This is a genomic window from Gilliamella sp. WF3-4 (assembly GCF_001690275.1).
GTDB classification, from domain to species: Bacteria; Pseudomonadota; Gammaproteobacteria; order Enterobacterales; family Orbaceae; genus Gilliamella; species Gilliamella apicola_C.
The window spans coordinates 102750-124453 of sequence record NZ_LZGW01000001.1; the positions used below are offsets into that span (position 1 = coordinate 102750).

The 21704-nt window shown below is 38.8% G+C and carries 28 protein-coding genes; 7 read left to right on the top strand and 21 right to left on the bottom strand.

Annotation, left to right across the window (positions count from 1 at the left end; genetic code table 11):
• Positions 1-11: 11 nt before the first annotated feature.
• The 8 genes from A9G47_RS00515 to A9G47_RS00550 form a co-directional block, all read right to left on the bottom strand.
• Positions 12-470 carry a phage protein gene (locus A9G47_RS00515; RefSeq protein WP_065609042.1) on the bottom strand — a complete coding sequence of 153 codons (459 nt, stop codon included), beginning with the start codon at positions 468-470 and terminating at the stop codon, positions 12-14.
• An 18-nt stretch (positions 471-488) separates the two neighbouring features.
• The gene (locus A9G47_RS00520) at positions 489-1601 is read right to left on the bottom strand and encodes a DUF2586 domain-containing protein (RefSeq protein ID WP_065641891.1); all 1113 of its coding nucleotides are present in this window, start codon (positions 1599-1601) and stop codon (positions 489-491) included.
• Positions 1598-2290 carry a phage virion morphogenesis protein gene (locus A9G47_RS00525; protein ID WP_065641892.1) on the bottom strand — a complete coding sequence of 231 codons (693 nt, stop codon included), beginning with the start codon at positions 2288-2290 and terminating at the stop codon, positions 1598-1600. The genes A9G47_RS00520 and A9G47_RS00525 overlap by 4 nt, the downstream gene beginning before the upstream one ends.
• Positions 2280-2774, bottom strand: coding sequence for a phage tail protein (locus A9G47_RS00530; RefSeq protein WP_141674766.1), 495 nt, complete (start codon positions 2772-2774; stop codon positions 2280-2282). Before A9G47_RS00530 ends, A9G47_RS00525 begins: the two co-directional genes overlap by 11 nt.
• The gene (locus tag A9G47_RS00535; RefSeq protein WP_065641894.1) at positions 2753-3205 is read right to left on the bottom strand and encodes a head completion/stabilization protein; all 453 of its coding nucleotides are present in this window, start codon (positions 3203-3205) and stop codon (positions 2753-2755) included. The genes A9G47_RS00530 and A9G47_RS00535 overlap by 22 nt, the downstream gene beginning before the upstream one ends.
• Positions 3206-3296: 91 nt before the next feature.
• Complete coding sequence (gpM, locus tag A9G47_RS00540; protein ID WP_065641895.1) at positions 3297-4001, bottom strand: phage terminase small subunit; 705 nt, start codon at positions 3999-4001, stop codon at positions 3297-3299.
• A gap of 50 nt (positions 4002-4051) precedes the next feature.
• Positions 4052-5041 (bottom strand): phage major capsid protein, P2 family, encoded by a 990-nt coding sequence (locus tag A9G47_RS00545; RefSeq protein WP_065641896.1) that lies wholly within the window; start codon positions 5039-5041, stop codon positions 4052-4054.
• A 19-nt stretch (positions 5042-5060) separates the two neighbouring features.
• Positions 5061-5939 carry a GPO family capsid scaffolding protein gene (locus A9G47_RS00550; protein WP_065641897.1) on the bottom strand — a complete coding sequence of 293 codons (879 nt, stop codon included), beginning with the start codon at positions 5937-5939 and terminating at the stop codon, positions 5061-5063.
• Between the two features lie 166 nt (positions 5940-6105).
• On the opposite strand from A9G47_RS00550, the gene A9G47_RS00555 reads away from it, so the two are divergent.
• From A9G47_RS00555 to A9G47_RS14750, 3 genes are read left to right on the top strand one after another with little or no spacing between them, the layout of a single operon-like run.
• Positions 6106-7893 carry a terminase large subunit domain-containing protein gene (locus A9G47_RS00555; RefSeq protein ID WP_065641898.1) on the top strand — a complete coding sequence of 596 codons (1788 nt, stop codon included), beginning with the start codon at positions 6106-6108 and terminating at the stop codon, positions 7891-7893.
• Positions 7875-8948, top strand: coding sequence for a phage portal protein (locus tag A9G47_RS00560; protein ID WP_065641899.1), 1074 nt, complete (start codon positions 7875-7877; stop codon positions 8946-8948). The genes A9G47_RS00555 and A9G47_RS00560 overlap by 19 nt, the downstream gene beginning before the upstream one ends.
• A 43-nt stretch (positions 8949-8991) precedes the next feature.
• The gene (locus tag A9G47_RS14750) at positions 8992-9246 is read left to right on the top strand and encodes an ogr/Delta-like zinc finger family protein (RefSeq protein ID WP_065641900.1); all 255 of its coding nucleotides are present in this window, start codon (positions 8992-8994) and stop codon (positions 9244-9246) included.
• Here the strand turns inward: A9G47_RS14750 and A9G47_RS14100 are convergent.
• From A9G47_RS14100 to A9G47_RS00620, 12 genes are all read right to left on the bottom strand, one after another.
• Positions 9236-9400, bottom strand: a complete 165-nt coding sequence (locus A9G47_RS14100; RefSeq protein WP_176700623.1) for a hypothetical protein — start codon at positions 9398-9400, stop codon at positions 9236-9238. The two genes, A9G47_RS14750 and A9G47_RS14100, sit on opposite strands and share 11 nt — an antisense overlap.
• A gap of 184 nt (positions 9401-9584) precedes the next feature.
• Entirely contained in the window at positions 9585-9782 is a 198-nt protein-coding gene (locus tag A9G47_RS00570) for a hypothetical protein (protein WP_065641901.1), read from the bottom strand.
• A 461-nt stretch (positions 9783-10243) separates the two neighbouring features.
• Positions 10244-12334: a replication endonuclease gene (locus A9G47_RS00580; protein ID WP_065641903.1), complete on the bottom strand. Its 2091-nt coding sequence runs from the start codon at positions 12332-12334 to the stop codon at positions 10244-10246.
• A 5-nt stretch (positions 12335-12339) separates the two neighbouring features.
• Complete coding sequence (locus tag A9G47_RS00585; protein WP_065641955.1) at positions 12340-13152, bottom strand: DNA adenine methylase; 813 nt, start codon at positions 13150-13152, stop codon at positions 12340-12342.
• A gap of 2 nt (positions 13153-13154) precedes the next feature.
• A complete protein-coding gene (locus A9G47_RS00590; protein ID WP_065641904.1) occupies positions 13155-13961 on the bottom strand; it encodes a DNA adenine methylase in 807 nt (268 codons plus the stop codon).
• Positions 13962-14028: 67 nt separating this feature from the next.
• Positions 14029-14211, bottom strand: a complete 183-nt coding sequence (locus A9G47_RS00595; protein ID WP_065641905.1) for a hypothetical protein — start codon at positions 14209-14211, stop codon at positions 14029-14031.
• Positions 14201-14413 carry a TraR/DksA C4-type zinc finger protein gene (locus A9G47_RS00600; RefSeq protein WP_065641906.1) on the bottom strand — a complete coding sequence of 71 codons (213 nt, stop codon included), beginning with the start codon at positions 14411-14413 and terminating at the stop codon, positions 14201-14203. The genes A9G47_RS00595 and A9G47_RS00600 overlap by 11 nt, the downstream gene beginning before the upstream one ends.
• The gene (locus A9G47_RS00605) at positions 14406-14618 is read right to left on the bottom strand and encodes a DUF2732 family protein (protein WP_065641907.1); all 213 of its coding nucleotides are present in this window, start codon (positions 14616-14618) and stop codon (positions 14406-14408) included. Before A9G47_RS00605 ends, A9G47_RS00600 begins: the two co-directional genes overlap by 8 nt.
• Entirely contained in the window at positions 14619-14951 is a 333-nt protein-coding gene (locus A9G47_RS00610) for a hypothetical protein (RefSeq protein ID WP_065641908.1), read from the bottom strand. It abuts the gene before it with no gap.
• Between the two features lie 3 nt (positions 14952-14954).
• On the bottom strand, positions 14955-15170 hold the full coding sequence (locus A9G47_RS00615) for a hypothetical protein (protein ID WP_065641909.1): 216 nt from the start codon (positions 15168-15170) through the stop codon (positions 14955-14957).
• A gap of 10 nt (positions 15171-15180) precedes the next feature.
• Positions 15181-15318 (bottom strand): hypothetical protein, encoded by a 138-nt coding sequence (locus A9G47_RS14105; protein ID WP_176700624.1) that lies wholly within the window; start codon positions 15316-15318, stop codon positions 15181-15183.
• Positions 15318-15569, bottom strand: a complete 252-nt coding sequence (locus tag A9G47_RS00620) for a hypothetical protein (RefSeq protein WP_065641910.1) — start codon at positions 15567-15569, stop codon at positions 15318-15320. The genes A9G47_RS14105 and A9G47_RS00620 overlap by 1 nt, the downstream gene beginning before the upstream one ends.
• A 149-nt stretch (positions 15570-15718) precedes the next feature.
• On the opposite strand from A9G47_RS00620, the gene A9G47_RS00625 reads away from it, so the two are divergent.
• The 4 genes from A9G47_RS00625 to A9G47_RS00640 are packed head-to-tail and all read left to right on the top strand — an operon-like array spanning position 15719 to position 18150.
• Entirely contained in the window at positions 15719-16084 is a 366-nt protein-coding gene (locus A9G47_RS00625) for a helix-turn-helix domain-containing protein (RefSeq protein ID WP_065641911.1), read from the top strand.
• Between the two features lie 40 nt (positions 16085-16124).
• Positions 16125-16709 (top strand): hypothetical protein, encoded by a 585-nt coding sequence (locus A9G47_RS00630; protein WP_065641912.1) that lies wholly within the window; start codon positions 16125-16127, stop codon positions 16707-16709.
• A gap of 4 nt (positions 16710-16713) precedes the next feature.
• Positions 16714-17136, top strand: coding sequence for a hypothetical protein (locus A9G47_RS00635; protein ID WP_065641913.1), 423 nt, complete (start codon positions 16714-16716; stop codon positions 17134-17136).
• A 6-nt stretch (positions 17137-17142) separates the two neighbouring features.
• Entirely contained in the window at positions 17143-18150 is a 1008-nt protein-coding gene (locus A9G47_RS00640) for a phage integrase (protein ID WP_065641914.1), read from the top strand.
• A 499-nt stretch (positions 18151-18649) separates the two neighbouring features.
• Here the strand turns inward: A9G47_RS00640 and uvrA are convergent, their stop codons facing one another.
• On the bottom strand, positions 18650-21490 hold the full coding sequence (uvrA, locus tag A9G47_RS00650; RefSeq protein WP_141673624.1) for an excinuclease ABC subunit UvrA: 2841 nt from the start codon (positions 21488-21490) through the stop codon (positions 18650-18652).
• Positions 21491-21704 lie beyond the last annotated feature (214 nt).

Here is a 21704-nt window from a genome sequence, read left to right on the forward strand (position 1 = left end):
GTTATAACCCATTAATAATTTAATAAATTGCGTGTATCAGTTGCGGACAAATACGGCACGCCGTTAATGCTGACAAAGTCCGGTGATGTGACAATGTAATCGATAGTGTGAGTTGTCTCGTCGTCACTGGATTTATCTGCATTAAGTAGATCTGATATTTTTAATCTACATCCGAATGCTTCTATTTTTTGACTTTCGTCGCCCGTATCTGCATAAAACATCAAATCAAAGTCTGGCAGATTGCGAAATGAGCCGGCACTGCGAGCAAGATCAATTAATTTGTTAAAATATTTGCTCGAAAAAGTTAGCGCGCCTTCGGCTGTTACTGAACCCGCGACGTATCCATCTGGTACGCCGTTGGTCGATGCCGCCGCGCTATTATCAGTAATCGATAGCGTCGCAGTTTTGACCTGAACTAATTCACCACCAATATTGACATCGAATGATTTACCTGTAATTCTTGAACCCATTTGTTAGTTACTCCTAAATTATTGATCTAGTGACGCATCGAGCATCAAGCTAATAGTGATCTGCATTGGAATATCACGCGTACGCACAACTGCGTAAATGTCAACAGTTTTTGGCGTTTTCCACGTGATCACAATGTCACCATCCCGCGGCTTTTTAACCTCGCCCGGGAATTCGATACCATTAATTTGCGAGGTGATCGACATTTCTCGTAGCGGTTTTGCAAAATATTGCTGATGCACGGCTATCGAATTAGCAGAACTATTGAATGATGCGTCGGCAATTTTAGCGATTGCTAATAATCGAATCTTTCGAGCCACTTTATCGATAACGCGTACTGTTTCGGCCGATTGATAATCGCCACCCTCGACGTCTAATGTGCGATCGTCCGCCCAGTAAATGCCGTCGTAATCGGGATACCACATCGGGACGCTGTAGCGATTTGCATTCAGCGCCTGTAATGTTGCCAGCGGCAATTCAACACCGGCAGAATCAAACGGCAATTCATCACAACCGAGGTTACTCACTGCACCCGTTTTAACGCGTGCTAGCGCATCAGCAATGGTTACCGATCGGTTACATGAGCGACCAGCATTAACAAAAGGCTCGTTACCCCAGATCATCGGGACCAACGTAATTGCATATTCAGCAATACCGTTTTGTAGTGTTGCTAACCGCGATTCATATTTTGCCCATGTCTCGTTAGCTTGTAGTCCCTCAATACCCAAAATAAACCGAACCCAACGGCCATACTTTGAAATTAAATTCTTTCGCAACGTAATAGCTTTATTAATTTCAGCTTTAGTATTGATATTTTCAGCATAAACAACCGCTTCAAACGATCCGATTTTCTGAGCTTGCATTACAGCATCAGTCCAATCTTGCCCATCATTTAAGATGGCAACACTGGCAAACCAATCTTGACCGGCATTTTCTAATGCGGCTAACACGCCTTTTTTTAGCGCACTGTCATCATTGCCCAACACGCCGTTAAAATCGGTTTGAGCGTTGACTGAAATAATTTGCCCTTTGTTTTTATTTGCATTGCCGATAAATAAAAATCGTCGCTCGACTTCGTCGGTCTCGCCCTGTAGTAAATTTAATTGATTAATTGTAATCGTTGGCCATGTCATGAATTTGCCCCTTGTCTGCCACCAAAATTTATATTTTTTAATTCGCGTTTTAGTGATTTGTTAAAATCAGCATCACTAATACCCAAAAACTCACGATCAGGGATTTTGATATCCCAACTATTTTTTTCCGGCATTTCCATCATGTGCCGAATCGTTACCCCGGCCTGCGATTCGCTTAAATTTGCTTGCAACCACTTAACAGATGAACGAATAATTTTTTTATTCTTTGAGTGTGTATGCCCGAGCTTTCGTAATCGTCGAATTTGTCGCGCTGTAATAGAACCCTTTTCTTTATTATGTGTTTGATTCTCAAACATGCTTTTATTTTGTGTTACTTTTAGCCCATCTTGCTGCATTTTGGCCACAACGCCGGCAGAAATGCTTTTTGTTGCTGTACTCTTGTACTGACCAACAAAAAACGCAGCAGCATAATTATCGGTTGCTTTTATTTTGATGTTTTTTGTTATTTTGCTTAACATCTTCGCCTTGCGTTTACTATGCCGTTTACTGTATTTGGTGCCGTCCGGCGTTTTTTGCCGCTTAATATTCCGTTCCGTTGCTGCTAATACGCCATTTTTCATAATTCGATATAACAATCGACGGCGCTTTTCTGGCGTTAAATTCATGCGCTTAATTTCAGCTTGTAAAGGCCGTAATTGGGCCTGATTTAATTCGCCTTTAATTCGCATTAATATTCACCTGCTCAGGATGTGCCCAAACGCTAGCAGCACCCAATTTATAACGCTTGTCCTTATACGGTATTGATCCGTTCTCATCCTCGATTAAAGTGATATCTTCTGACAACGGTACCGCAATCATTAAGTATGCTGTTTGCTCGTCATTTTCTGATACGTCAATATCAGGGTTAACATTATCGAACTGCGCATCGTCACGGTTCTTGCTTTCAAGCCAGCACATCACTAAGGCAAAAACCAAACACGGGTCGTAAACACGGTACGGAAATTCGTCAAATGTGATTACTGCGTCGTACTTCAGTTTTGCGCATAAAAGTTGCTCAGTCGGCTGTTTTGTTACTAATTTAAACACTCGATCTATTTCTAAGTTGTCCATGAATGAGCTGAATTTTTGACCACGATAAACCGCAGGCGGTAAATTGGTTTTTAGGAACTCGGTTAATTCAGTAATCAAACTCATATCAATGCAACTCCACAACGGCGCAACCCCAAAATCTTCCGAACTTCGCGTGAGCTTTCAGCTAATAACGCGGAGCGCATGGCGGTTTGGTTTTCGTCGATTTTGTTATCACGACTAGCAATACTGACAAACTCACCGATCAAATCCGCCTTAGCTCGTGCAAAAACGGCTTTTTTATAAATAATCACTGTTGATGACACACCATCAACGCTGACTACTCCGCAATTTTTAGCGCTTGTAATACCGTTTGCCATTTGTTTATTTTTGTACTGTTCTAACGTTAAATTAATTTCAACAACTGCCGAAACAATCGCATCACGTAATAAACGATCATTAATGTTTGGCGACATAGCTCTTTCAATTTGAAATTCAGATAAATCTAAATCAGGCCAAAAACCATCATTGCTAATAACGATTGCTGATTGATTAAAATCTTGTCCACTAAACATAAAATACCTTTAAAAGCGCCCGTGCGCAGGTTTTGAATTTTGGCAAATGCTAAATTCGCATCTGCTGGGCGCTGGGGTTGTGTGTAGTCTGTTATTTATTTAATGCGTTAATTCGTTGCTCAATATTGCCAAGCATGGTTTTAACGCCTACTTTGGCATAAATATTTTGCGCCTGAGTTAATAACTCTTTTGCCTGATTTAACACTTCGATATTATCGGTTGCTGTGGCTTTTGGTGCGCCGTTTTCATCACGCAATAGATATAAACCGGCGAACTTGTACCATTCCGCTTTATCTGATTCATATAATCGCCATTTGTTTTTAACAAGCTCAAACACCCAGCTAAAATACGGCTCGATTGAATGACCATTAGCGGCAGTGGTTTCGATCCATTCGAACATAGCCCTAGCAACAAAACCGGATAATTTCATACTCCACGACTTTGGCGTATCTTGGTTTTGCTCTATCGCAATTTCTGCCCAGTCTAGCCCCTGATCGAACTGCTGAGTATCAAACAGCCAAACAATACACCAAACAAAAATTGGGTTAGGGTAGACTTTACCCTCCTGTAAATATCGCTCAACTTTTGGCATCCATTTGGGTAACACAACGTTTAATTTGTATTCGTTACGCTCTGCCATGTCATTACCGAAATTACGTAAGTATTCGATATCACGTTCTAGCTCAGCATTAACAATATGCAAGCTATCTTTTGAATCAACTAGCACCGCTTTTTCTTGGCTGATTTGTGCCACTTTTTCCCGGTGCTGTTGAAACGGTGATAAAACAACTGTCATAAATTTACCTTTTATTGAGCTGCCAGTAATAACTGGCAGCAGGACTAAACTTAAACAAATGAGATCGCACTTTCATCAATTGACACGTATAATTCAGGCACTTCTAAAGCGTAACCCTCGTTGCGCCAGTACTTGTTTTCGAACTGCTTGCGATCTTGTACATCTTCAACAGCACGTCGACGTGAACCTTTTTGCGTGTAGATATGTAAGTTTTTAAGCGTAGTAGCTACAATTCGCTTACCGGGCATAAACGGCGGTACAAACGCTTTTTTACCTGCGATAATCGTATCAAGCTGAGCTGCGGCAAGGTTCTCGGTTGGTGTATCCGCTTTGCTGTATAATCTAAATTGTTCACGAGCCAGTAAATCACTACCAACTAAAATCACGATATCCGGATCGTTACGACACTCAACTGGCAGATGATTAACAAGATCAGAAGCCATAGCGTCTAATGTTTCGTAACTACCGCCCGGACCTAGAGTAACTGGAGTCGTTAATACTTGAGAACCGCCATTCCATTCTTTAGCAATTTGATGCCAGCCTTTATTCACATCCTCGCCATTTGGATTCACGACTGGATCAGATGTTGGCGCAACACTAGTACCATTAAAACCAATTCTTAACATATCTAGTGCAAACTGTTTATCAATAAACGATTGCATCAAGCGGAAAAATTCACCCTCATCGCCAGAATTAGCCCAAACGCTTAACGTTGCCCAGTCCAAAGCAGCACAAGAATCCGTTTCGCTTAATGCGTATTTGTTGCCCGTAACGCCTAATTTACGAATAAATCGACCGCCAGCGGTGCGACCCGTTAATAATTGAGATGTTCCCGTTACAACAACTTGCCCCGCCAGCTGATCGACATCAAAACAAGTAATCATCTGTAAAAATTCGGTGCTGTGTAAAATTGCTTCACGTAGCCGTGTGTCCATAGGATCAGATAGTGAAAACTGCCGAGTAACATCCGAAACGCCAGCTTGCTGTGCTAACGCCGTGCAATATTTTTGTATTAAATTTTCAGCCTTTTTATTTAACATTTATTTATCCCGTTCTTAATTAATGCAAGTCAATGCCAAATTTTTGTGAGCCAATCGTTGGTTTTACAGTTGTTGGCGTTTTCATCAGCGCATTAAATTTTGCTGCTAATTTTTTGCTTTCCGCTTTAAGCTGTTGAATTTCTTTTTTTATTTTTGAGAATCCCGCGCTTTCAGCAATATCTTGTACTTCGTCAAGGCTTTCTTCTGCTTGTTCAGCTTGCTCTTGAATATCATCTGCAGTTTCTTGCGCTTCTTCTGTATTGCCGCTTTCTAACTGCTCCATTAATGTTTTTACCTGCTCTTGTAGCTCTTGTATTAGCTGTTTAGCTTCTGCATTTTCAGCTAATAGCGCATCAATTTCGTCTTGTGTCATGCTAAAATTCTCTCTTTTAGTGAGTTTTGATAAATTAATTTTTTTATTTGGTAAGCAATTATTTTTTTCAGAATTAAATAGTAAAACCGGCTCAGCTCGAAAACCTTTTTTGTTGGCTGAAAATGCAAGCCGCGAAGTTCCCGTGCTTGCCGGCTGATCGGTGGCAGCTAAACCAATAAGATAAAAATCGCCATCTTCTGGAAAGTCGGGCAAAATTTCAATCGATGAATAGATTTTCTGTTCCCGCTCATTCATAGATTGAAAAATAGCGTTAGCACGTAACCGAGCCATCAATCTTAGCTTTCCATCTTTTTCCTCCAACTTTAATTCTTCAACCGTGCCCAAGTTGGCAGAAAATTGCCGCCAGAATGGTTCTTCATGCTCACACCAAACCAAGGCTTGATATAACTCTGCACTATAATTTTTTACAATGCTTTCGAGCCATTCTCGTTTGATTTCTCGCCCGTCGATTGTTTTGCCTTCCTGCGCAATGCATAACCAATCACTGATTTTGATTTCTGCCATATTTTTAATTTTGTTGAATTGATTTAAATAACGTGAGTATGTTAACGGCTAGTAATTTAGTTTGCACGGCGTGCGTTTCGGATATAAAGGCTTTTCCGAAAATGGCTTAATGATTGTCTCAGCTGATTAAAGGACAATACTATCATCTAAAAATAGAGGTAGTTACGTGAGATATAATTCAGAATTAATAAAAGCTGCGCAGGCGCTATATTTAAAGCGTCACACGCCAAAAGAGATAGCAAAATCGTTACATTTAAAAAATGTAAGGATCGTTTACTATTGGGCAGAAAAGTATAAATGGTCGTTACTGTTAAGTGAAGAGTCGGTAGAAGATGCGATCAATCGGCGACTAGCATTACTGATCGGACGAGATAATAAAAACGAGTTAGAGCTGCGAGAGATCGAAAATCTGGTAGCGCAGCATGTCAAATTAATTAACGCACGGGCAAAAACACAGCACAAACAAGAGCAAACCGAAACTACAGATAATATTAATGCCCACAGCGGGCAAAATTTACAACAACAAAATGAAAAATCAGTCAAAAAGCCACGGCGACGTAAGAAGAATGATGTTTCACATATTACAAAAGAAGATTTTGATGATGTTGCTCAAACGTTGTTATATAAACATCAATTATATGTTAGAGAGCATAAAACAGCGTCACGCTATCGATTTATTTTAAAAAGCCGACAAATTGGTTTTACGTTCTATTTTGCTTTTGAAGCATTTGAAGATGCGGTACTAACTGGAAATAATCAGATATTTGTTTCATCATCAAAAGCACAAGCCCGGGTTTTTTCAATGTACATAAAGCGGATCGCCGATGAATTTTTTAACGTTGAAATAAAAGGCGGTGACTTTATCACATTAAGCAATCATGCAAATCTGATTTTATGTGCAAATAACGTAAGCACAGCACAAAGTTATAGCGGTAATGTCTATTTTGACGAAGTTTTCTGGATGGCTAAATTCATTGAGTTATACACGGGAGCTAAAGCGATGGCGACATTGGGCGATTTTAGAATAACGTTATTTTCAACGCCTAGCACAATCGATCACCCGTGCCACAAATTGTGGTCAGGCGAAGAATGGAAAGACGGATCGCCAAAACGAAAAAACATCGACTTTCCGGATGATGAATCGCTAAGAATGAATGGCACAATCTGCCCGGATAAATTCTGGCGACTATTGATCACAATGGAAGATGCAATCAAACTGGGGTTTGAAAAAGTCGATTTGGACGATTTACGGGAATCGAACAGCGCGCAAGCATTTAAAATACTATATTGTTGTAAATTTGCAGAAAGCGGCAAAAGTATTTTTGATTTCCAGAAATTACAAAAATGTGTGACAGATATCACAAAATGGCAAGATTTTGATTTAAAAGCAGATCGACCTTTTGGTAATCGTGAAGTGTGGGCTGGATTTGACCCAAGTCGAACCCGCGACAATGCGACATTTGTGCTTGTTGCACCGCCTTTACACCCAGATGAAAAGTTCCGGGTGCTAGCTATTTATCAATGGCGCGGCATGAATTTTAAATACATGGCCAACGAAATAAAAAAAATTAAAGAGAAATTTAATATTACCTACATTGGCATTGATATAACGGGGATCGGTTATGGTGTTTATGAACATATAAAAGAGTTTGCCCGTCGTGAGGTTCGAGATATTCACTATAACGTTAATATTAAAAATCAATTAGTACTAAAAATGATTGACGTTGTGGAGGCGGAGCGGATCGAGTGGGACGAGGAGCAGAAAACACTAATAACAGCGTTTATGTCAATTGAACAACAGGCAACGGCAAAATCAAACCAAATCACATACGCAGCGAGCAGAACCGAGCAAACCGGCCATGCCGACGAATTTTTCGCTATTGCTCATGCTGTAGTTAATGAACCGCTCAATAATGACAAACGACGTAAATCGATATGGGTACTACAAAAATGATAAATTTATTTAAACGAAAAAAAACAGACAAAAAAACAAAAAATACGGCGCGCATGAGCTCGATCTCGTTTGAGCGTCCGGAAACTGTATTAACTGATCTGACCTACTATCATAATGCACGTAATGAATACGAGCGTGATTGCTATACTATCCCGATTGACCGGCTCGCCCTGTCACAACTGCCGAATATCAATGCACAGCACGGCGGAATAGTGCAAGCACGGCGTAACATGTTATTAAGCACGTACAAAAGTGGCGGACTAAGCAACATGCACGCGATGTCTGCTTTTTTGGACCTAATTATCTTTGGCGATTGCTATTTACTAAAATTACGTAACGCATTTGGTAACGTTGTTGAATTAATGCCGCTGATGTCGTTGTATGTAAGAGCGCAAAAAAATGACGACGAGAACGAAATAACCGGATTTGTTCTACCAAATAAACATGAAACAATTATTTACTCAGTTGATGATGTAATACAAGTCAAAATGCCCGACACGCAGCAACAAGTTTACGGACTGCCCGATTATCTGGGCGGCGTAAATAGTGCAATGTTAAACAGTGAATCGACCATGTTCCGCCGCCGTTATTACAACAACGGAGCACATATGGGGTACATTTTTTACGTTAATGACCCAAATATCACTGATGAAGTCGAAAACGAGATAAAAGAGCGGATAGAAAATTCTAAAGGTGTCGGCAACTTCAAAAACATGTTTGTGAGCATACCGCAGGGCAATCCAGACGGGATAAAACTGATACCTGTTGGCGATCTAAACTCGGCCAAAGATGAATTTGCGAATATCAAAAATATTTCAGCACAAGACCTTTTAAATGCGCATCGTTTCCCCGCGGGGCTTTCGGGGGTTATTCCAGCCAACGGCTCAAATACGGGCGATGTTACAAAGTTACGCAAGAATTACATGGCATCGGAAACCAAAGTTTTGCAAGATTTGATACGTGATTCCGTGAACAGCGATGCCGATATAATTAATTCTCCATTTTCAAATCGATTACTCGTTGATTTTGAAGAAATTATACCGCCAACTGATTAAGATATGATATAATTCGGCTTGTGTGTAGAAATGAGGTAATAACATGAGCCGAACCCCGTTATTATTATGCCCCGAATGCGGACAAAAAGCTGTAATTACAAAAACAGCTAGAACCCACAAACTATTAAACTATCAATATTGTTCATGTTCAGATCCAGAGTGTGGTCTGACATTTAGAATTAAATCGGAATTTGACAAAGTGTTAAGCCCAAGCGCAAAAGGACTAGACAGATTAAATTCTTATTTAGCTAGCTGCGGCAATAATTCACAGCTAGCGTTTGACGCACTTAATCCTTAGTTTCCAGTTCACGCTCCTTTATTTTTGATAAAATATCATGTAACAAGCACAGGCCGATTTTTATATCATTTTTTGATAGCTCAGCATCAATCATTAATTTGTTTAAAAATTCGGCTTGCTCTAATTTAATACTATTTATTGTTATTTGATCCATCTTTCACCCTTAAATTGCTGTATTTAAACACAGTATATTTGTGTGGTTATTTATTTTCAAGAAAATTTACAAAAAATGGGATCTACATCTAACTATTTGATTATTAATATGTAAAACCACGTAAAAAATGGATAAAAATAACACAAAAAAAACGAGCAGCCGAAATTAACGACAGACATTTATTCTATTCAGATTGTTCAATCACAGAATGCAACAAATCAGCAATACAGCAGATGATAATCATAAAATCGGCTGGGTTTGAATGTGAGTTGATGCAATTACGAGCAATTGTCTCAGCCTGTTCAATTTTTGCGAATCGGTTTAAATGAACGATAACGTTTTCGGATGTGTCGACCGGTGTCATTTGGTTAAAGTTTTTCATGATTAAATTCCTTGTGGATAAAATTTATTTAATCACCACCAGCACGCCAATACTGGAGGTGAGCTGAATAAGGTTGGCGTACCGCTCCACAAGTTACGGCGAGCCTTTCGGCTCCCTCACCCAGCCCACCATAGGAAAGGTATGACTAGACGTTAGGCATAAAAATACCGCTTTGAGCGGCTATGCGCTTGTGGAATAATTTAGGACGCCAATCCCAACGTTAGATTTTGCTAACGTATTTTTACTATATATCGATTGTAGTTTCATTGTCAACTTTCTCATTGATTGCCTTTAAATGTTCTAGCGCTTCTTGCATCTTCTCTAACGAACAATTGCATTTAAACTGCAAAGAATCTAATTCATTAATAAGAGTCAAAAGAGACACTGATCGAGGCACAGGTCTGATTAAAGGCTTATTCGGTGGTGTTGTCACTTTGTTACTCCTTAGTTAATTAAGTTAATTAAAAATCAAACTCAACAAAATCATTTTTAATCGGCTTTTTAAATCGGCTTGGCGAATTGCTAACGATGAGATGCACACCATCTAATGTGTTATCTAATTTTAACCACTGACTTTCACTAATTTTTATACTCTCTCGCAAATAAAGTCTATTAATAGTGAAATTATCATCGGGCAAGCCGATTATTTTTAATTGTTTTCTAATTTCTTCACGCTGATCGTACTGCGGTGATTTTTTAACCTGCGTACAGTTATTGACAGAACTCCGAGCGTCGCTATCGCTCCTGTTTTTAGAGACAATAGCCCACTTTATTAAACGAGTGCATATAAAAGAAGCCATGCCAATAATCGGGGAAAACACACCTTTTACTTTCTTGATATCTTCCTCAAATTGATTTTGTGCTTCTTCGTACGAAATTCTTACCCGTAAGTCTTTACGTTGCACCATAGCTCCACCTTGTAACTGAGTGTAAGCGGCCCAATCGCCTGCATCGGCTGCGGCAAGCACTGGGTCGATTGTAGGGCTTTCGACTTTTTGACTGCCGAGCCTGCGGAGTTCACGCCAAACCGTTACAGGTGCACCACCGATTTGCTGAAATTGGCGAATACCCCAACGACTTGCCCAAGCAGTCACATTTTTTGCCATTTCTTTTAGATTTTGTCCTGTTTCGTCATCGACTTCGTTATCAAGCTGATAACCATCAATATTTTTAGAAATATATTTAGCGATGTAGCCCGTTGCCGATCCTTTCTCTTTTTCGATATTTTCAAACTTAAAGCGGGCGTACTGCGCACCTTGTTCACCGCCGTCTTCTTCTAGTGCATAGGTTTGCATAATTTCATAAACTTGCTGTTTGTGTTCTGGTAGCATAAAAACTAAAATATGCCAATGCGGCGTACCGTCGTGATGTGGCTCAGCAACTCTAAACCCAAAAATTTTTATACGCTCTCTGTTTAGCTTTGCTCTGATTTTTGCCCATACGCCGCATAAATAACGCTGCGTGTCCCGTGGTGTGCCGCCGTTCCAGTTTTTGACAAACCCACCTTTGGCATGTACCGCGTGATATTTTGACGGCGCAGTCAATGTTATAAATGCACCCTCATAGCCGAATTCATTTGCGATATCCTCAAAGCCTCGCATTCTGATCATTAGTTCGCAACGTCGAATTGCCGGATTTGCATTTGATTTGTCAACCTGTAGGGCCAGCTCGAATTGCTCGCCAGTTTCGGTGTTTTCGATACATTGGTTTTTTAGCCATTCTCGGTTTTTGCGCTTTTGCTCTTTCCATTCGCCAACGCAAGTCTTACTAGCATATGGACTAGCCGATTTTTGCACTTGCCCGGCGGCTATTGCTAAATGTTCACGTTGAAAAGCCCAAACTCTTTTAAGTTTGTTTTGCCACCACTTAGCATCAGACAATTTGGCGAGCGCGATCACGATTTGTTGCTCGTTAATTTCCGATTTTTGGTAATCGGCAAAATAGGGGGCGGTAATTTTGAGTGGTTTTAACTGCTCTAATGCAAATTTATAGATAGATAGCTCATGTTCGGAATCATTTAATTTAAATTCATCGGTTTCTAAAAATTTGATGATTAACTTTTGCATATAGCTAGAAATATCAGCACCTAAATCGTTAACGTCGGATTTGTCGAGCGTCGGCAGTGTTGAAAGTTGTTTATAAAACTGCTGAGCAATTAAACTGGCACCGGCATTTTTTATTGTGTACTGCTCTTGGACTTCCGCACAGCGTGTTAGCCCGCATGTGCGCAGGTAGGTGTTTGCAACCTGACTTCCTTTTTCTTTATATAGTGAGCCATATTTACGAGCAAAATAACTGCCTATAAATTGCGGAGTATCACTAAAAAACGGATGAAAATAATCGTATTCGTGTGGTATTTGCTCCCACAGCGGACGCTCAATGACAGTTAAATCTTTAGGTGTTCGGCGGCTGGTTGCGTATTGTGATTTGGGCTGGATATGCTGTGTTGGTAAATATTGCCCCACAGTTTGGTAAAAATCACGCATAGCCGAAAACAGGGCAAATTTAACCCTGTTGTTAATTGGCGGTAACGTCTGCGTGATTGTTGCCATTTTGCCTAAACCATGTCCGGTGTAAAAACGCCGATTATCTCTTTTGCGGGCTTGCGGTTGCCGTTGGCGGCAATAGATCGGGCAGCGCTGACTTCATAGATTTCAAAATCGTTAAAAATCTCTCTAACTAATGAATTATTGCTGTTAGATATAATCGCAGTTGCGCCCCTTCTTACTGCTGAAACTAGTAAATTGTGTAATCGCTTTGTTGTTTCAGCGTCGAATTTTCCGGGTGTGTAGCCTGTAAATATGCCATTTTCATCGTCGGAAATGTACGGCGGGTCGCAATAAATCACATCACCCCTTGTGGTATTTTCGATAACAGCGCTAAAATCAGCTCGTACTAGCTCAACCGGCACGGAAATCAATTTATTGCTAAATGCAATAAGTTCATCTTTTGGAAAATAAATGCTTTTATGACTACCAATCGGAACATTAAATTCTCCTTTGGCGTTATAACGACAAACACCATTGAAACAGTGACGATTCAGGTAAATAAACTCGGCGGCACGCTGTACCGACAATAATAATGTGGAGTTATTGAATCGAGATCTAACATCGTAAAAATCGGGTTGGCTATCAAATAGTGATTTAGTTTCATTTAGCAATCTAGCGAGATCATCTCGTAACCACCTGTAAACATTTATTAAATCACAGTTTTTATCGCACAGCACATAGCTATCATAATTAGTATTGATGAAAACATTACCCGCCCCAACGAACGGCTCAATAAACCGTTTACCACCAGGCAGATGTGGGAGTAATTGAGGGATTAGTCGGCTTTTGCTACCGACCCACTTTAAAAATGATTTTTTCATATTCATTTGCTAGCCTTGATCCATAAACACTCATTGCGGATAATTGCCCCTCGTTGAGTTGCTGCGCGGGCGTTAGTAGAGTGTTTTGTCCAGCCTTTTAGGTAGTCGTTGTATAAATCATTGTTATAACCAGAGAGGACAACAGATCCGGACAATGATGTCAGTTTTTTTAATAACATTTCATGGTCTGCGAATGTCATCTCATATTGATAACCGTTTTTGCTAGTTCTTGTTTGGTGAAGATATGGCGGGTCACAATAAAACAGGGTTTTGGGGGAGTCATGTTTATCGAATAATTCGATAGCTGGTACATTTTCAATAATAACGCCTTGCAGTCGTTTAACGACTAATAATAAATTATTGGGAATATTTGCCCACGTTGACGCATCAGTTGTTAGCCCTTTTTTTGTACTACCTGAAAAGCCGGAATTTTTTTGATGTATACCGTTTGATGAGAAAGACATAAACGATCTAATCAATAATTGACTTGCTTGTATTAGCTCACAGTTACTTTCTGAATAACACGCGTTTAGATATTCTTCACGATGAAACGGTGTTAGCGAAATCAATTTAATTAATTTATGGGCATCAGCGGGATTGCGTAAAATTTTAAACAAATTGAAAACTGAACGATCGATATCGTTGTAAACTTCTCGAGGCAGCCTATCTTTTAACAATAACACACTCCCGGCGCCGCCGAATGGTTCGACGTAAACTTCATGAGCAGGAAAGTGCGAAATAATCCACGGCGCCAACCGAAATTTGCCCCCAAAATAGCGCAATAGAGGATGTTTTATTTTAATTTTCATATGTATCTCAAGCCTTAATTTAAGTGGCCACGTAAGCCACTTATTTAGTTAAATAAATAAACGTGTTTTATTCGGCAAGCCTTGGGTCTTCTTCATGAGCAATTTTTTTTTGCGTTTTCTTAATGCGTGATGAATCTAGTTCTAGCGCTGGTGAAAACCAGTTCTGACCAAAAATTGCCTTATCAAATTCTGTTTTGTTGATTTGCTCGCTCAGTTTGTCACGCAAGTAGCCCGGAATTTTAAAGCCCATGGCGCGCCCTCTGTTCTTCTTCTTCTTGACAATCGACACATAAACTCACTCCGGGTATTGCGTCGCGTCGCGCCTGCGGAATTGGATCGCTGCATTGGCAACAATAAAGAGCAGATTTACCACGATATACAGTTGCATTACTTAATGCCGCCGTTAATGCATTATCAATCTGCGATTGCGCTTTATCTGCTATATCAGCCATGATGATCTCCTCGCATTTCTGAACGCATTTTTTCGACTTCCTGATCGAGTAGCTCGGCTGCTTCAGTTGGCGTCATGTCGTTAGTTCTGATATGAGCTGCTAATCGTTCTAATTTTGATGTAAAAACATCGCATAAACCTATTTTTAAGCCATATCTAGCCATGCTTAAGGCTTCTTCAAATTGCGCTACGGTAAAAGTACTCATTTATGCCACCTTCCTAATTTCTTTTTTAAAATCCACATCTTCACAAAGTGAAAATGCATCGATAATTGTTTGTAGCCGTCTTAAGCCTTTTTTCAGGTTGTCTAATTCCTGATCTGACAAATCGTCATAACTCATACTGTACGTATGTAAAAACGAGCTATTGCTGTTATAAATTGTTGTGGTGCGAGGTCTAATACCCGCAGCATCTAATAACAATCTTTTTTGTCCGGGTTTTAGATTGTTAAATGCAGTACGGGCTAGGCTCCGCTTACCGCTTAGGATTTGGTGAAACTCACGCAAGTAGCTTCGTGGGTTAATGTTGGTTGTTTGCATTTCCTATTCCCCCATAAACTTAAATTCGCCCGGGGTGATTTGAACGGTTGCAATTTCACGACTGCGGGTGCTGTAATGCTTATTAACTTTATCGAACGCCGTTATAAGTTGCTCAGCAAGAGAAACCGGATCTAAGTGCAGATTTTCTGCACTTTTTAATATCGCCTCTTGTATAGCTCTGCACTCCCAGTTATTGACTGGTATAACATCTACTGTCATGCTCATTCCTTTATTTCTTACAAGTTAATTTAGTGACTTTGCCATTTGGCTTTTCGAGCCAACCGTTTGAATTATGTTTGTTGACTTGGATGTAAATAGTTGTCGGCACTTCGGCTGACTTTGGACTCAAATAGATAGCGATGCTCATTATTCTGTCCCCTCGATATTGATAGTTAAATTTCCCTTGTAGCTGGCGGCGCCCTCAAGAGTAAGCGCAACCATGTTGATCAATGGTGTTTCACGACTTGCTGACCCTGCGGTACTATGTTTTTTACGGATTGGTAATTCGCCGTTTCGAATTTTGTTTTTAACTGTTGCCACAGGGATTTTTGCTAAATCAGCAAATTGTTGGGCTGTGACATATGGGGCTGTAATAGCTATTGCAATTTGGACTGTCATAGTGTTTAATCCTTTAATTAGTGTTTATTAGTGATTATTAGTTATTAATGATGCAAATAAATGATGATTCATCATAAATATAGTGAAATGTTTTGTCAATATTAAATATGATGATTTGTCATATTTTTTTATTTAATGAGGAAATGATCTTGATTGAATTTGATAATTGTAAGTCTGTTGTAAACAGAATTATGCAGGCATATAAAGTTAAAAAAGCAAAAGAGTTGGCTGAAATATGGGGGATATCTGCAAGTGTTATTGCGAGTAGAATTTTAAGAAACTCATTGCCTTATGACTTCGTTTTAAAGTGTTTTATGGACACTAACGCTAATTTGATTTGGCTTTGTACTGGCGTGGGTAATCCCGGAGTAGAAGGTGTAAAAATAGAAAATAACTCTATTAACCTTTCAAGCGAGGATTTAGAAAAATTAGAAAGAATAGCTGCTTTAAAAAAAGACGGAGCTATAACGGATGATGAATATATATTATTAAAAAATAGTATTTTTAACAAATAGGAAACAATGTAAATAACTGTTTAAAAATTAGGTGATGAGTATGACAATCTTGGAGTTTTTGCTACAAACAATTGAAGAAGGTAAGGAACTAAGGATTATTTATCACGGCGGATCAAAACCGGGAGAAGAAAGAGTGATCATCCCTCGATACATGGAAGGGGGAACGCTTAAAGCTGTAGATACAAAATACAATCGTGTTAAATCATTTAGTTTAAAAAAAATAGAAATTCTTGACCAAAATAATGAAGTAATAAAGTTTGATTTATTTGAACTTCAACAAGAACAAAAGATAGAAATTATTCCATATTTAACTATTGAGCAAATTTATACTACTTATAAAGACACATTAGAAGGTTTGGGATGGCAAGTTTTCTTCGGTGATAGTGTTGACGATTATTTTAACAAAATCACTTATCTTTCACTCCACGATTCTTTTAAAAACGGGAAACCAAAAGCAAAGCCAACGGTCTTAATTTATCAATCATCATCAAAACACAGGCCTTATGGTGTTGGTAGCGAAAGAATGGATACAAGAACCTACTCAAGTTTAGAAAATGCATTAAAGCTATTCTTAGAAGAAGCCAAAAACTGCGAAATTAAAAATCCATTAAAATTAGGAAGATAGGAAAATGAAAAAAATAATTGCAATTTTGTTAATGATGTTATCAGTATCCACTTTTGCTGCAACTAAAGAGCAGTGCAAAATAGCTAACGAAATGCTAGAACTTGACGGCGAGCTGATGCTAAAAATAAAGGACACGCTACTTGCTCCTGATTTCGACAAAAGCACGACAGACGAATGGACGGATGAATTTTTAAGGGATTATATTACAGTTATTATGATGCACTCCCTACAAAAAGATAACAGCGAACCAGTGTTATTGGCTCAAACAATGACAGTTAAGATTTTTGCGTTTAGTCAGTTATCCCTTAATTACGTTGCAGATAAAAGCGACCAAAATAAAAAATTAGTCAAGGAAATGGTTGCTAATATGGGCGAAATTAGCAAACGTTTAAACTCGCTATGCCCCGGCTACAAACCTAAGGGATAAATTTGCATGAGCGTACGTAAAAATAGTAATGGCAAATGGTTGTTTGAAAAATATTTAGAAGGTGGCAGACGCATTCGCAAGACATTTACAACTAAGGGCGAAGCGTTGGCATATGAAAGTTACATCGAAGAACAAGCAGCAATTAAGCCGTGGGTGGCTGAAAAACAAGATCGGCGGCGGTTATCAGATTTAGTTAATACGTGGTATTTATCACATGGTAAAACTCTGGAAGACGGCGAACGAGAAAAGCGAATACTTGATTTTATCTGTGAAAGTTTGGGCGATCCTTTGGCTGATAATTTTACAGCCAAGGATTTTACTAACTATCGCCAAAAGCGATTGAATGGTGAAATTTATAGGGTCAAGTCTAAAAAAGTTGTTTCAAAACGCACTCTAAACTTGGAACTAGTTTATTTTCGTTCTGTATTCAATGAATTAAAACGGCTTGGAGAATGGGACAAACCCAACCCGTTAGATAACATTAAACAATTTAAAACATCCGAGCAAGAAATGGCGTACTTTACGGCAGATCAAATTGATGCCGTGCTTGCTGAATCAGCATTAAGTACAGATAAAGAGCTGCTAATAAAAGTAAAGATCGGGCTATCAACAGGTGCCCGCTGGTCTGAAATATGTGATCTAAAAGGCTCACAAATAAAAGACGGTCGGATTACGTTCATCAAAACAAAGGGACGCCGTAATCGAACGGTACCAATAACACAAGAATTACTAAATGAATTGCCGAAAACAAAGGGAAGGCTATTTAAATGTAACATTAGTGATAAATATTTCCGTAAAATGATTGAAAAGTGCGGCATTGATTTACCTGACGGTCAATTAACCCATGTATTACGCCACACTTTCGCCAGTCATTTTATGATGAATGGTGGCAACATATTGGTACTACAAAAAATCCTAGGTCACACTGATATAAAAGTCACAATGAGATATGCGCATTTTGCACCCGATCATTTAGAGGAAGCGGTGATATTAAACCCTCTAATCAAACGTTAAAAAATGGCGGTAAAATGGCGGTCGAGTTAGATTTTATTAGTATTTATTGTTGTTTATTGTGTCCTTAACCATTTGATTTATTTGTAAGTTATTGTTTTTTAAAAACTATATCAAGGATTGCAAATCCGTCTACCTCGGTTCGACTCCGGGACGCGCCTCCATTTAAATTAATCATTTTTCTGTTTTATTGAGCTTCATTTATTTTTCAATTTGGCAATCATAATATTATCAATATTAACTATGAGCTACTTTAATTATCACGCGAAAGCGAAGAAGCTAATCAAGAATGGCGATCTTGTTAGGTATGAATTTGTTGATGATTGGAATGGTATTAAACCTGCGTTAGTTTTATATTTTAAAAATGCTAATCCTATGCCGATTAGAGAATATCGGTGGGATGAATATTTGCCATTGTTGAATTCCTCATTTGAATAATGCAAAAAATGGGCGTTATATTTCGCCCATCTTATATGTTTTGAGTAGAAGTGATAGCACTTGGCTATTTGGCTTTTTGTTTTTCTAACAATGGTTTTAAGTATTTTCCCGTATAGGACTGTTTAGATTTTGCCACTTCTTCTGGTGTGCCTTCGGCGATAATTTCACCGCCACCATTACCTCCTTCAGGACCCAAATCAACAATCCAATCAGCGGTTTTAACCACATCCAAGTTATGCTCGATAACAACAATGGTATTTCCTTTATCTCGCAATGAATGTAATTGTGCTAGCAATTGCTTCACATCAGCAAAATGTAAACCGGTTGTTGGTTCGTCTAGTATATATAAAGTTCGACCTGTATCTCGTTTAGATAATTCTTTTGCAAGCTTTACACGTTGTGCTTCACCACCCGATAATGTGGTTGCTGACTGCCCAATAGTTATATAAGACAATCCAACATCAATCAATGTTTGTAGCTTGCGTGATACCATCGGAACTGCATCAAAAAATTCACGTCCTTCTTCAACGGTCATATTTAAAATTTCGTTAATCGACTTACCTTTATATTTGATTTCTAAGGTTTCACGATTATAACGGGCACCATGACACTGATCACAAGGCACATAAATATCGGGTAAAAAGTGCATTTCCACTTTAATTAATCCATCACCTTGACAAGCCTCACAACGTCCACCTTTAACATTAAAGCTAAATCGACCTGGAGTATATCCCCTAGCACGCGATTCTGGTACACCAGCATAAAGTTCACGGATCGATGTAAAAAATCCAGTATATGTTGCAGGATTAGAACGAGGTGTACGACCAATTGGGCTTTGATCAATAGCAATGACCTTATCAAAATAATCAAGCCCTTTAATCGCTTTATACGGTGCTATATCGCTTTTTTCTGCACCATTAAGTTCATTTTGAGCTAATGGATATAAGGTGTCATTAATTAAAGTTGATTTTCCCGATCCTGATACCCCAGTAATACAGGTAAATAATCCAACAGGAATATTTAATGTAACATCTTTGAGATTATTTCCCGTTGCACCAATAAGCGATAACATTTTTTTCTTATCAACTTTAGTGCGATCAGCTGGAATTTCAATTTGTTCTTTTCCAGATAAATATTGTCCTGTTAAAGAGGTTTTACATGCCATAATTTGTTTTGGCGTACCTTGTGCTACAACTTCACCGCCATGTACACCAGCACCAGGTCCAATATCAATGACATAATCAGCAGCCATAATAGCTTCTTCATCATGCTCAACCACAATAACCGTATTACCTAAATCACGTAAATGCGTTAATGTGTCAATCAAGCGGGTATTATCGCGTTGATGCAAACCGATAGAAGGCTCATCAAGTACATACATCACCCCAACAAGCCCAGCGCCAATTTGACTAGCCAATCGAATACGTTGGGCTTCACCACCTGATAAAGTTTCTGCTGAACGTGAAAGCGTTAAATAGTTGAGACCAACATTAATCAGGAATTGTAAACGATCGTTGATCTCTTTTAATATTTTCTCGGCTATTTGTGCTCGTTGCCCAGTCAATGACAATTTATCAAAAAAGTCTTTAGCTTGTTGCGTGCTTAAATCGCTAATCGTCGGCAAATTAGTATCATTTATAAAAACATTTCTTGCTGCTGTACATAATCTTGAACCATCACAGCAAGGGCAAGGTCGATGACTAATATATTTTGCTAGCTCTTCGCGGATAGTTTGCGATTCTGTTTCTTTATAGCGACGCGCCAAATTATTAAGAATACCTTCAAACGGGTGTTTACGCTTAACCACATCACCACGGTCATTTGTATACACAAATTGGATTTCAGTGCTACCTGAGCCATTCAATAAGATATCTTTTATTTTTTGTGGTAGCTTTTCATATGGTTTATCAATATCAAATTTATAATGCTCAGCTAATGATTTTAGCATCTGAAAATAATAAAAGTTGCGGCGATCCCAACCTTTAATTGCACCAGCCGCTAAGGAAACTTCTGGCATCTGCACAATCCGTTTTGAATCAAAATATTGTTGTATACCCAATCCATCACACTCAGGACATGCACCCGCTGGGTTATTAAATGAAAATAATCTAGGCTCTAGCTCCGAAATACTATAACCGCAAATAGGGCAAGCAAAATTAGCCGAGAACAAATGTTCTTGGGCTTGCGGATCATCCAAATTTGCTACTTTAACAATGCCATTAGTGATTGAAAGCACTGTCTCAATTGACTCAGCAAGACGAGGTTTTAAATCATCACGAATACGAAAACGATCTACCACAACCTCAATGGTATGTTTCTTTTGTAATTCAAGTAAAGGGGGATCTGAAAGATCATAGACATCACCATCTACTCTTACTCGAATATATCCACTGGCAGCAAGTTGTTCAAATAATTTAACAAACTCACCTTTGCGCTCTGTGACAACGGGTGCAAGTAACATATAACGATTTTCAGCAGGCAACGCCATAATACTATCAACCATCTGTGATACTGTTTGAGCCGCTAATGGTAAGTGATGATTTGGACAACGAGGCTCCCCAATTCTGGCAAAAAGCAATCGTAAATAATCATAAATTTCAGTGATAGTTCCAACTGTCGAACGGGGATTATGCGAAGTTGATTTTTGTTCTATCGAAATAGCAGGGGATAAGCCTTCAATATGATCTACATCAGGTTTTTCCATTAGTGACAAAAACTGACGAGCATATGCCGATAAAGATTCAACATAACGTCGTTGACCTTCCGCATATAGAGTATCAAATGCTAACGAAGATTTGCCCGATCCCGAAAGACCAGTAATTACAACTAGCTTATCTCTTGGAATGGTTACATTAATGTTTTTTAAATTATGCGTTCGCGCACCACGAATATCGATATCTTTGATTGACATAGATCTCTTCTTATATGTGTTTTTAAACTAAATGAATAGAAAACCAACTGTATATTATACCAGTGGCATTTAATTAAATATACTACTATATAGAGAAATGCATTAATTAAGTGTTTTTATACTCAAACACTAATTTTTCTGAAAATTTTAACAAAATACTTGTTGCACTTATTTGTTATAACATGAATAAAAACGGTCATTAATGACC

Bases quoted from the DNA above. Each gene is read 5' to 3' on its own strand.
- A9G47_RS00515 (WP_065609042.1), bottom strand. From the start codon at position 470: ATGGGTTCAAGAATTACAGGTAAATCATTCGATGTCAATATTGGTGGT.
- A9G47_RS14100 (WP_176700623.1), bottom strand. From the start codon at position 9,400: ATGGATCAAATAACAATAAATAGTATTAAATTAGAGCAAGCCGAATTT.
- A9G47_RS00605 (WP_065641907.1), bottom strand. From the start codon at position 14,618: ATGAGTACTTTTACCGTAGCGCAATTTGAAGAAGCCTTAAGCATGGCT.
- A9G47_RS14750 (WP_065641900.1), top strand. From the start codon at position 8,992: ATGAGCCGAACCCCGTTATTATTATGCCCCGAATGCGGACAAAAAGCT.
- A9G47_RS00570 (WP_065641901.1), bottom strand. From the start codon at position 9,782: ATGAAAAACTTTAACCAAATGACACCGGTCGACACATCCGAAAACGTT.
- A9G47_RS00615 (WP_065641909.1), bottom strand. From the start codon at position 15,170: ATGACAGTAGATGTTATACCAGTCAATAACTGGGAGTGCAGAGCTATA.
- A9G47_RS00630 (WP_065641912.1), top strand. From the start codon at position 16,125: ATGACAATCTTGGAGTTTTTGCTACAAACAATTGAAGAAGGTAAGGAA.
- A9G47_RS14105 (WP_176700624.1), bottom strand. From the start codon at position 15,318: ATGAGCATCGCTATCTATTTGAGTCCAAAGTCAGCCGAAGTGCCGACA.
- A9G47_RS00560 (WP_065641899.1), top strand. From the start codon at position 7,875: ATGGGTACTACAAAAATGATAAATTTATTTAAACGAAAAAAAACAGAC.
- gpM (WP_065641895.1), bottom strand. From the start codon at position 4,001: ATGACAGTTGTTTTATCACCGTTTCAACAGCACCGGGAAAAAGTGGCA.
- A9G47_RS00620 (WP_065641910.1), bottom strand. From the start codon at position 15,569: ATGACAGTCCAAATTGCAATAGCTATTACAGCCCCATATGTCACAGCC.
- A9G47_RS00635 (WP_065641913.1), top strand. From the start codon at position 16,714: ATGAAAAAAATAATTGCAATTTTGTTAATGATGTTATCAGTATCCACT.
- A9G47_RS00580 (WP_065641903.1), bottom strand. From the start codon at position 12,334: ATGGCAACAATCACGCAGACGTTACCGCCAATTAACAACAGGGTTAAA.
- A9G47_RS00535 (WP_065641894.1), bottom strand. From the start codon at position 3,205: ATGTTTAGTGGACAAGATTTTAATCAATCAGCAATCGTTATTAGCAAT.
- A9G47_RS00595 (WP_065641905.1), bottom strand. From the start codon at position 14,211: ATGGGCTTTAAAATTCCGGGCTACTTGCGTGACAAACTGAGCGAGCAA.
- A9G47_RS00590 (WP_065641904.1), bottom strand. From the start codon at position 13,961: ATGAAAATTAAAATAAAACATCCTCTATTGCGCTATTTTGGGGGCAAA.
- A9G47_RS00520 (WP_065641891.1), bottom strand. From the start codon at position 1,601: ATGACATGGCCAACGATTACAATTAATCAATTAAATTTACTACAGGGC.
- A9G47_RS00585 (WP_065641955.1), bottom strand. From the start codon at position 13,152: ATGAAAAAATCATTTTTAAAGTGGGTCGGTAGCAAAAGCCGACTAATC.
- A9G47_RS00610 (WP_065641908.1), bottom strand. From the start codon at position 14,951: ATGCAAACAACCAACATTAACCCACGAAGCTACTTGCGTGAGTTTCAC.
- A9G47_RS00640 (WP_065641914.1), top strand. From the start codon at position 17,143: ATGAGCGTACGTAAAAATAGTAATGGCAAATGGTTGTTTGAAAAATAT.
- A9G47_RS00600 (WP_065641906.1), bottom strand. From the start codon at position 14,413: ATGGCTGATATAGCAGATAAAGCGCAATCGCAGATTGATAATGCATTA.
- A9G47_RS00550 (WP_065641897.1), bottom strand. From the start codon at position 5,939: ATGGCAGAAATCAAAATCAGTGATTGGTTATGCATTGCGCAGGAAGGC.
- A9G47_RS00525 (WP_065641892.1), bottom strand. From the start codon at position 2,290: ATGCGAATTAAAGGCGAATTAAATCAGGCCCAATTACGGCCTTTACAA.
- A9G47_RS00545 (WP_065641896.1), bottom strand. From the start codon at position 5,041: ATGTTAAATAAAAAGGCTGAAAATTTAATACAAAAATATTGCACGGCG.